Raw genomic sequence first — 10,199 nt, forward strand, 5'->3', positions numbered from 1 at the left:
AGTTTTCAAGGAACCGCGCCCGTGCACCACCGCTGCCCGCGGCTGCCCGCCTCGGTCCCGGTGATGCCCGGTGTCTGCCGTCTCCCGCCGTCCCGGCGCGTCCCCGCGCGACGGCGGCACCGACTACCTTACCACAGCCGACCCGCCATGTGCAAGCGGAAGTTGCTGGCACACCGCCGCAACCGGCGGCTGACCTGCCACCACCCCGCGCGGGTGGCGGCGGCGTTGAACAATATATCACCCTGGCAACCCCGGCGTCAATATGTGCGTTGCGCCGGTTCGCCGGAGTAAAGCGTGACGGGAAACGAAAGAAAGCCATCAGCGTGCATCCATGCCGTCATGCATCCATCCATCCATGCCGTCATGCATCGCGATGGGCGGCCTTTCCCTGCGACCCATCCCCCTTCAAGTTTGCGTACCGCCTGCTGCAAATGGAACCGGGGGAGAAGGTGACCGCCGTGATGGCATACGGCGGCACCCTGTACGGGGCACCGCCGTATGCCATTGGCCGTTTGCCACGTGGCCATTTGCCATGTCGCCGTTTGCCCTTTAGACGTCCAATTCGAGCGCGGTCTCGGTTGCCGACACTTTCCCTTGCTGAAGCGCCAATTGCCAACGCAGATACGCGTCGATGAACGGATCGATGGCGCCGTCGATCACCGCCTGGACGTTGCTCGTCTCATATCCCGTGCGATGGTCCTTGACCAGCGAATACGGGTGGAACACGTACGACCGAATCTGGTTGCCCCAAGCAATCTCCTTCAACTCGCCGCGCATCTCAGCCAACTGTCGCTCTTGCTCTTGGCGTTTCAGCTCGTACAGGCGCGCCTTCAGCAGGCGCATCGCACGCTCCCGGTTCTGAATCTGCGACCGCTCGCTCTGGCAGGTGACCACAATCCCGGTCGGCAAGTGCGTGATGCGCACTGCGGAATCGGTGGTGTTGACGTGCTGACCGCCGGCACCGCTCGATCGGAATACGTCGATGCGCAAATCCTCCGGCCGGATCTCAACCTCAATGTCGTCGTCGATCTCCGGGATCACGTCGACCGACGCGAACGAGGTGTGCCGACGCCCCGAAGCGTCGAACGGGGAGATGCGCACCAAGCGATGCACCCCTTTTTCCGCCTTGAGGTACCCGTAGGCGTTGTGACCCTTGATGAGCAACGTCACACTCTTGATGCCCGCTTCTTCACCGGGCAGATAGTCCATGACTTCGACCTTAAAGCCCTTGTCTTCCGCCCAGCGGGTGTACATGCGCAACAGGATGGCCGCCCAATCCTGAGACTCCGTTCCCCCGGCCCCCGGGTGCAGCTCCAAAATGGCGTTGCTCTTGTCGTACTCGCCGGAGAGCATCAACTGCAACTCGAAGTCCTCGAGGCGCTTCTGCAGGTCGGCAAGCAGCCGGTTTGCTTCGGCGAACAACTCCATATCGTCCGCTTCCGCAGCCAGCTCCGTCGCCACCGCGAGATCGTCCTGGGCCGCCTGCAGGCTGTGCATCGTCTCCACCACATCGCGCAGCGCGTTGACCTCGGCGATCACCTTCTGCGCCGCGCGTTGGTCGTCCCAGAAATCAGGCGCCGCCATCTTCGCCTCCAGGGCGGCGAGCCGCTGTTCCTTGCCCGCTAAGTCAAAGAGACCTCCCGATTTCGGCCAAACGGTTGGCCGTTTTCTGCACCTCGTTGCGCAGTTCACCGAACGTCTCTGGCATGTCCATCACCTCTGCCTGTGACTTGCCCAACCGCCATCACCTTATGCGATCCCGCTCTCCCTGCGCCGGTCAACCGCCCTGCACCGGGATCGACTGAAACGGGACCACCACCGGCTGCGCGGCGATCTGGGCCTTGAACACGTAGAGGATGACCTCCTCTTCGATGCTGTGGATCATCGCCTCGAACATCTCGTAGCCTTCTTTCTGGTAGATGACCACCGGATCGGCCTGGCCGTAGGCACGCAAGTGCACCCCTTGGCGGAACTGGTCCATGGCATCGATGTGGTCCATCCACTTCGCGTCCACCGTGCGCAGGACGATGACCCGCTCCAGATCCCGCAAGAAGTCGCCCAGCTCCTCCTCGCGGCGGTCGTAATTCTGGAGCATCAGCTCGAACAGGCGATCCCGCAGTTCCTCGCGCTCGTAACGGCGCAGCTCTTCCTCCGTCACCTGGCCGGGCTGCAGGAAGTGCGACTCCGCGTACGCGATGAGCGCCGGGATGTCCCAATCCTCCGGGATCTGCTCCTCAGAGCAGTATACGTCGAGCATGTGCTCGATGAGGTCTTTGCCCATCCCCTCGATGATGGGGCGCAGGTTCTGCGCCTCGAGGATCTGCCTGCGCTGGCGGTAGATGACCTCGCGCTGCTTGTTCATCACATCGTCATAACGCAGGACGTGCTTGCGGATGTCGTAGTTGTTCGCCTCGACCTTCTTCTGAGCACGCTCGATGGCCCGCGTCAACATCGGGTTCTCGATGGGCTGATCCTCCTCGAGGCCAAGGCGCTCCATCAACCGGCTGATGCTTTCCGATCCGAACAGCCGCAGCAAGTCATCCTCGAGCGAGAGGAAGAACTGCGACGACCCCGGATCCCCCTGGCGTCCTGAACGACCCCGCAGCTGGTTGTCGATCCGCCGGCTCTCGTGCCGCTCCGTGCCGATGACGTGCAGGCCGCCGAGTTCGGCCACACCCTCGCCCAGGATGATGTCGGTGCCGCGGCCCGCCATGTTGGTGGCGATGGTCACCGCGCCCCGTTGGCCAGCCTTGGCGATGATCTCCGCCTCCCGCTCATGATGCTTTGCATTGAGCACCTGATGCGGGATGCCCCGGCGCTTGAGCAGGTTGGAGAGATACTCCGACTTCTCGATGGACGTGGTGCCGACGAGCACCGGTTGACCGACCGCATGCCGGCGGACAATCTCCTCCACCACCGCATTGAACTTGGCCCGCTCCGTTTTGTACACTACATCGCCGAGGTCCTTGCGGATCATCGGCTTGTTCGTGGGGATGACCACCACGTCCATGCCGTAGATCTCGATGAACTCCTTCTCCTCCGTTTTCGCGGTGCCCGTCATGCCCGCCAGTTTCTTGTACAGGCGGAAGTAGTTCTGCAGCGTGATGGTGGCGAGCGTCTTCGACTCGTTCTGGACCCGGACGCCCTCCTTGGCCTCGATGGCCTGATGCAGCCCTTCGCTGTAACGGCGCCCGTACATCAAACGTCCCGTGAACTCGTCGACGATGATGACCTCATCGTTGTGCACCACGTAGTCCTTGTCCCGCTTCATCAGCGCATGCGCCTTCAAGGCCTGGGTGATGTGGTGCATCAACGCGACGTTGTCGGGATCGAACAGGTTCTGCACCCCGAAGAATCGCTCCGCCTTCGGCACACCCGAGTCCTCCGTCAGGTTGACGGTGCGCATCTTCTCGTCGACGACGTAGTCCTTGTCGCGCTGCAAGCTGCGGACGAAGAGATCGGCGCGAAAGTAGAGATCCGCCGACTTTTCCGCCGGACCCGAGATGATGAGCGGTGTGCGCGCCTCGTCGATGAGGATGCTGTCCACCTCGTCGACAATGGCGTAGTTGAGCGGCCGCTGCACCATTTCCTGCAGCGACATCACCATGTTGTCGCGCAGGTAGTCGAAGCCGAATTCGTTGTTCGTGCCGTAGGTGATGTCGGCGGCGTACGCCTCCTGCTTCTGCTGGTGGTTCATGTCGTGCACGTTCAGCCCGACCGTGAGGCCCAAAAAGCGGTGGATGCGCCCCACGTCTTCCGCATCGCGCCGGGCCAAGTAGTCGTTCACCGTCACGACGTGCACGCCTTCACCGGTCAGCGCGTTCAGATACGAAGGGAGCGTGGCGACCAAGGTTTTGCCTTCGCCGGTCTTCATCTCGGCGATCCGGCCTTCATGCAGGACAATCCCGCCCATCAACTGGACGTCAAAGTGGCGTTTCCCCAAGACGCGCTTGGACGCCTCCCGCACCACGGCGAACGCCTCCGGCAACAAGCGGTCCAAGCTCTCTCCGTTCGCCAAACGCTGGCGGAACTCGACCGTCTTGCCCCGCAGCTCGTCATCCGATAACTTCTCCATCTCCGGCTCCAACGCGTTGATCCGATCCACTTTTTTACGCAATCGGGCGATTTCCCGCTCGTTGCTGTCCAGGATGCGCTTCAGGAGTCCCATGGAAGGTCACGCCCCTCATCCAAGGTGGGCCACAAACCCACCGTCTCCTAACGACCCATTGTACATCGCCGCGCAGCCCGCGTCCATCCAACACAGAAAAGGCGAGCCGGACGGCACTCGGCCGCCCAGCCCGCCACCGTACCATCACGGATTGGCATCCGCATGGTTGCGACGATTGGCACCCGCATGGCCGCAACGGTTACTCGGACGGTTCAATCAACCCAAAATTCCCGTCCTTGCGGCGGTACACGACGTTCAATTCGTCCGAATCCGCGTTCGTGAAGACAAAGAAGTCATGCCCGAGCAACTCCATCTGCATGACCGCCTCTTCCACGCTCATCGGCTTCATCGGAAAGCGCTTGACCCGTACCACGCGTTCTGCCAGGGAAGGCTTCTCATCACCAGCGCCTGCCGCCAGCGCCACATCCTTTTCCGCGTCCGTGCGAATCCGCGTGCGCAACCCCTTGGCCCGGAAACGCTGGTTCAGTTTGTCCTTGTAACGGTGGATCTGCTGTTCCAGCTTGTCGACGACGAGATCGACCGAGGCGTACATATCGTTCGACTCCTCCTCCGCGCGAAACAGCACACCGTGCACCTGCAGCATGACCTCAATCCGGTGCCGGCCGCGCTCGATCCACATCGTCACCGACACGTCTTTCTCCGGAGGGGCGTCGAAGTACCGCTCCAAGCGGCCGATCTTCCGCGCCACATAGTCGCGCAACGCGTCCGTCACTTCGAGGTGATCGCCACGGACGTGGATGTTCATGATGGAATTCCTCCCTTCGTGCCCTCATTATACACGAGGGCACGGAGGACGGGGATCACTCATTCGGACCTTGTCCTGTACCTTGTCCTGATATGAAGTAACCATGCCCGCGCGTACCGCGCACCCGATCGCTCAACGTCTGGCTGGCCCGCCGCAGCTCTTGGCTCAGTTCGTCCGCGCAACGCGCGCAGTACCGTCCCTGTTGCACCGGCTGACCGCAACGCTCGCACGGATAAAACATATTGGGATACCCGCGCACGACGAGCCGCCCGTCCCGGATCATCTCGAGGATGATGCCCGCGTCCACGCCGGTGGCTTCCGCCAACTCCGTGATGGTCACGTTCGGGTGCTGGCGCAGGTGATCCCGCACCTTGATGAACGCGCGTTCTTCCTCCGCCACACAAGCCGGACAGATGTCGCGCCCCACGCGGTTGAACAACCGGCCGCAGCGCCGGCAGTTGGCAAATGGCATGCTCCTCTCCCCCTTTGCGGTTCATTCCGCACGCGCGATCACGATGCCGCCCACCCCTTTCGCCCCGGCGGCGAACAAGGCTTGCGCACACGCCGCGATGGTGGCGCCGGTGGTGAGCACATCGTCGACCAGCCAAACGTGCCGTCCGGCCACCCGGCGTACATCCACCGCCCGGAACGCCCCGAACAACCTCTGCCTGTCCCGGGCGCCTTTCGCCGTCTGCGAACCATCCGGCCGCTCCGGGTCCTCGCGCCGCATCAGGCACGGGACCACCTGCGGCGGCCTTCCGTGCAAGGGCCAGTGCGCCCGGATGGCACGCGCCAACAGCAGCGTGTGATGATAGCCGCGGACGCGCCAGCGGGCCCGGCTGGGTGGCACCGGCACGAGCACATCCGGCCGGACCGGGATGGCCGAACCGGCCGCCTGCACCGCTGCCGCCGCCTGTTCCGCCCACCACGCGGTGAGCGCGACGGCTCCGTCATACTTCCATTCCCGCAGCGCCTGCCGCAATCCGCCGTCGTGCACGCCCGCGCATAAGACGGCCACCTCGGCCTCACGGCCGGACGGCAGGTGGCGCAGGTGCAGGCGCACCCATCTCGGTGCCCTTAGTTGACATGCCACATCCTGCTGACAAAACGGACAGATGGCCGGACCATCGTGCGGGATGGGGCGGCGGGCATCTCCGCCAGGCACGAAGGCGCGTTGGCAAAGCAAGCAAACAGGCGGCTCCGGAAACACCGCGTCGAGCAGCGCTTGCCACGCCTTCCGAACGGCAAAGCGCGGTGTATAGGCCGGGATCACGGTACCGCCTCCGCCCGGGGATAGTAGACGAGCGCCAACACCCCGGGACCGGTGTGCGCGCCGATGACCGGTCCCAATTCGCTGATGTCTGTCCGAATGTGCGGGTACGCCGCCTCCAGTTCGGACCGCAGCTTCGCCGCTTCCTCTTCCCGTTGGCTGTGCACCACACCGACCTGCAGGGCGCGGCCGGACGCGGCGGCCTCCGCAAACTTCGCCAGCATGAACTCCATCGCCCGTTTGCGGGTCCGGACCTTTTCGTACAATTCAATCCGCCCGTCCCGGACGGTGAGGATGGGCTTGATCTGCAACAAGGAGCCGAGCACCGCCGCCGCGCCGCCAATCCGCCCGCCGCGGTGCAGGTATTCCAAGGTATCGATGACAAAATACGCGTTCATCTCAGCCAACTCCTGCTCCCAGACAGCCAGGATGTCCTCAGGGCTTGCGCCATGGCGCGCCATGACGACCCCGTCGATCAACGGGCCCGCGATGCCGTAACTCGAGATGCGCGAGTCGACGACGTAGATGTTGCCGCCCACCATCTGGGCCGCCGTCTGCGCCGTCTGGAACGTGCCGCTGAACTGGCTGGACAACAAAAGGCACATGACCGCATCGTGATGAGACAAGAGACGCTCGAACAATGCGACGAACTCCCCGACCGAGGCTTGCGACGTGGTCGGAAAGGACTTGCTCTCCGCCATCAGGCGGTAGAACGTCGCGTTGTCGATGTCGACGCCTTCCCGGTAAGCGCGGCCGTCGAGGATGACGGTCAGCGGCACCACGTGTATGCCGTACGCTTCCACCTGTTGTGGTGTCAGGTAGGCGGTGCTGTCGGTGACAAATGCGATGCGCATGACATCCCTTCTTTCCTAAAGTACATAAGAGTCGTCAAAAAGTATCTGCCGTCCCGGCTGCGGCCACGAATGATGTGTGTTACTATCTAAATAGTCTTGGCGGCCACAGGCGTTTTCCTGCACGGTGCGACGACGTGGTCCTGACAAATCGCTGGAGTGGGTGGTGTACACATGCCGACGCTCGGCCAGAAAATCCGCGAAGTGCGACTGCAGCGCGGGATGACCCAGGCAGACCTCGGGGCGAACCTGGTGACGCCCAGCATGATCAGCCAGATCGAATCGGACCGTGCGAAACCTTCTTTCGCCTTGTTGAGCGAGTTGGCAAACCGGCTCGGCGTACCTGTCGACTATTTCCTCACGCCTTCAGAGGAAGAGTTCCCGCTGCCGGTGCAATTGAAGATTGCCGACCTCCTCGAGCGATCCGGCCGTATGCAAGAAGCCTTCCAACTGCTGCAACGGCTCGAACCAGGCTCGCCGGGACTCGTGCGCCAAGAATACGAGCTGTTGCTCGCCCGGGCGTATCGCGGTTTGCGGGACTACCAAGCCTGCATCCCGTTGTTGGAAGGACTGCGCGAGCAAGCGCTGCGCGCCGGCGATCCACGCCTGTTGTTCTATACCTGCGCCGAATGCGGTCACGTAGAGTATGCCATGGATAACCTGCCGGGCGCCATCCACGAATGGGAAAAAGCGTTTGAATTAGGAGAAGTGTTGTGCCGGTCGGCCGCCTATGCCCCCATCGAGATCCGGGCTGCCTGGATGGACGTCGCGCTGTGCCTGCACCGTGCTTACCTGCGCGCCGGCGACAAAGCTGCCGCGCAGGCGGTGATTGAGCAAGTGCAACCGTGGACCCATCCTTTGCGCGACGTGCGCCAATTGGCCTTGGGACTGTGGGAGGAGGCCCAACATACCCTCCGCACCGGGGAACCTTCACGAGCGCGCACCTTGGTGGAACAAGCCGCCGCAGTGCTCGAAGCGGGCACCTGGCTGCAGTTGTACATCCTGTTCACGGCCGTGGCCGGCTCGGCAGGATCCGGCGCCCACGCATCCTCCTTGGCGCCAACGCAGCCGGTGCATTCTTCTGAGGAAGCGGCGGCCACTCAAATCGCGGACCACTCGGGGCAAGGTGCGGATGCAAACGACCCGGCCGGTGAGATGGAGGAAAGCATGGGCCAACCGGCGTGGGACGTCGAACGCTCGGCTGCACGATCCGCCATCGCCGCGGACGTCCACCGCTTCCTCGAAGCGGAACTGCACGCCATCGAATCCCTGCTCGCTTCCGGGCAGCATGAGGTGGCGTTGCGGCGCCTCGACCGGTGTGCATCCATTCTGGCCGATTATGCGCAAGAAGCAGCGGATGATGAGCGGCTGCAACGGAGTGAACGGCGCCTGCACCGGGCGCGCGCCTTGGCGTTGCAGGCGTCCGGCCAACTGGCAGAAGCTGCCGCAGTTTGGGAGTCGCTTGCGGACACAGCGAGATCGGGCGAGTGGTCATGGAAAGCGGAGTGTATGGCCAGGCTTGTGGAGTTGTACGCAGCGACAGGACAGGCGGAGTTGGCCCTGCAACGGTCAGAGGAATTGTTCGCCTTGGCGGGAAAGATGGCAGAATTTCCGCTCGGTTTCATCCTGCGCTGACCGCACGACGGTACCATCCGGGCAGGCGTCCGGTTTGTCCCGGACTTGGCCGTTCGCAAGCGCGAATCGCGGTACGACAGCGACAAGGTCAAACCGTACCTTTCGCAGGTGCGGGATCGCCGTTCGCACCGCTCGCGGCCCCGGCATCCTCGCCCGATTCCGACAACAGCCCTATCTCGCGCACCACCTCGATGAACGGTTCCACCAAGTCGGGATCGAACTGGCGGCCGGCGCAAAAGCGCAATTCGGTAAACGCTTCTTCCATCGTGCGCTTGCGCTGATAGGGACGGCTGGTGGTCATGGCGTCGAAGCTGTCCGCGATGGTGAGGATGCGGGCTTCGAGCGGGATCTCTGTTCCCCGCAGGCCGTCCGGATACCCGGTGCCGTCGTACCGTTCGTGATGATGACGGATGATAGGGATGCACGGTGCCAGGCTCGGGATGGCTTTGACGATATTGACGCCGATTTCCACATGCTGCTTCATGATCTCCCACTCGTCATGCGTGAGCGGGCCGCGCTTGGTCAACACTTCGATGGGGATTTCCACTTTGCCGATGTCGTGCAGGAATGCCCCAAAGCGCAGGTAGCGCAGAGACTCTTCCGACAGCCCCAACCGCTTGCCGAGCGCCACCGCGTACAGAACGTCCCGCTCCGTATGCGCGAACGTATAGCGGTCTTTGGAGTTGAGGATGTTCAGGAAGACCTTGATGGTCTTCACAATCTCCTGGTCGTTCTCATTCATCGCCAGTTCTTTTTTCATCTCTTCAAGGACCGACGTGTACAACGACACCTTGTTCCGGCCCGTGAACTTGCCCCGGTAGAGGGCGTCGTCCACCATCATCAGCAGTTCGCGCTTCTCCTCGGCCATCTCCGGGTAATGGGCAATCCCCACGCTGATGGTGATGCGCCGGTCGGGCAGTTGCTCTTCCCCGGGGAAGGGATGGCGCTCCACCGCCGCGCGCAACGCTTCCGCTTTGGCCTTGGCTTGATCGATGGTGCTGCCGGGAAGGATGAACATGAACTCCTCGCCGCTGTAACGGCCCACCACCTCACCCTCGCCGAGGTGCTCCTGAAGCACGGACGCGAGCTCTTTTAACGCCTCGTCCCCTTGGACATGGCCCCACGTCTCATTGTATTGCCGGAAATGATCGATATCGATCATCAGCAGCGCGAAAGGTTGCTTATTGGCAAGCAGTTCATCGATTTGCGACTGAATGTAACGATGATTATGTAACCCGGTCAGTTCGTCGCGAATGGCGAGTTCCTTGAAGTGGTTGACCATGCGGAAGTAATCGCGGTAGGTCAAGCCGATGAGATTGGTCAACACACTGAAGGCAATGGCACCGCCTAAATGCACGAACACAGATTCCGCGCCACGTCGCAGTTTGGTGAACTGGAAATCAGAATGAAGACTTGCGGGAATGATGGGACTGACGCGGATTCCCTATATATGGTTCTATGAAAGCGCGATCATTTGTAAATTTGATCAGATATGGAAACGACCTGCGC

Annotated in this window: 8 protein-coding genes; 1 reads left to right on the plus strand and 7 read right to left on the minus strand. The window is 62.3% G+C overall.

Annotated features, from left to right (window positions below; all coding sequences use genetic code 11):
* Positions 1-549 precede the first annotated feature (549 nt).
* The 6 genes from prfB to IEX97_RS12330 form a co-directional block, all read right to left on the minus strand.
* Positions 550-1,708, minus strand: a protein-coding gene (gene prfB, locus IEX97_RS12305) for a peptide chain release factor 2 (RefSeq protein ID WP_229776889.1) whose coding sequence is annotated in 2 segments (ribosomal slippage) — positions 550-1,641 and positions 1,643-1,708 — 1,158 coding nt in all. Because the reading frame shifts where the segments join, the coding sequence is not laid out codon by codon here.
* A 69-nt stretch (positions 1,709-1,777) separates the two neighbouring features.
* Positions 1,778-4,168 carry a preprotein translocase subunit SecA gene (gene secA / locus IEX97_RS12310; protein ID WP_188883402.1) on the minus strand — a complete coding sequence of 797 codons (2,391 nt, stop codon included), beginning with the start codon at positions 4,166-4,168 and terminating at the stop codon, positions 1,778-1,780.
* 199 nt (positions 4,169-4,367) lie between these two features.
* Positions 4,368-4,934, minus strand: coding sequence for a ribosome hibernation-promoting factor, HPF/YfiA family (gene hpf / locus IEX97_RS12315; RefSeq protein ID WP_188883404.1), 567 nt, complete (start codon positions 4,932-4,934; stop codon positions 4,368-4,370).
* A 55-nt stretch (positions 4,935-4,989) separates the two neighbouring features.
* Positions 4,990-5,406 (minus strand): TIGR03826 family flagellar region protein, encoded by a 417-nt coding sequence (locus tag IEX97_RS12320; RefSeq protein ID WP_188883406.1) that lies wholly within the window; start codon positions 5,404-5,406, stop codon positions 4,990-4,992.
* 21 nt (positions 5,407-5,427) lie between these two features.
* Positions 5,428-6,207 carry a ComF family protein gene (locus tag IEX97_RS12325; protein ID WP_188883407.1) on the minus strand — a complete coding sequence of 260 codons (780 nt, stop codon included), beginning with the start codon at positions 6,205-6,207 and terminating at the stop codon, positions 5,428-5,430.
* The gene (locus IEX97_RS12330; protein WP_188883408.1) at positions 6,204-7,058 is read right to left on the minus strand and encodes a DegV family protein; all 855 of its coding nucleotides are present in this window, start codon (positions 7,056-7,058) and stop codon (positions 6,204-6,206) included. Before IEX97_RS12330 ends, IEX97_RS12325 begins: the two co-directional genes overlap by 4 nt.
* A 171-nt stretch (positions 7,059-7,229) precedes the next feature.
* Between IEX97_RS12330 and IEX97_RS12335 the strand changes: the two genes are divergently transcribed.
* The gene (locus IEX97_RS12335; protein WP_188883410.1) at positions 7,230-8,690 is read left to right on the plus strand and encodes a helix-turn-helix domain-containing protein; all 1,461 of its coding nucleotides are present in this window, start codon (positions 7,230-7,232) and stop codon (positions 8,688-8,690) included.
* Between the two features lie 88 nt (positions 8,691-8,778).
* On the opposite strand, the gene IEX97_RS12340 is transcribed toward IEX97_RS12335, so the two are convergent.
* Positions 8,779-10,053, minus strand: coding sequence for an HD-GYP domain-containing protein (locus IEX97_RS12340; protein ID WP_188883411.1), 1,275 nt, complete (start codon positions 10,051-10,053; stop codon positions 8,779-8,781).
* Positions 10,054-10,199: the final 146 nt, after the last annotated feature.

The sequence above is a fragment of the Paenalicyclobacillus cellulosilyticus genome, from assembly GCF_014647315.1.
GTDB lineage: Bacteria > Bacillota > Bacilli > Alicyclobacillales > Alicyclobacillaceae > Alicyclobacillus_J > Alicyclobacillus_J cellulosilyticus.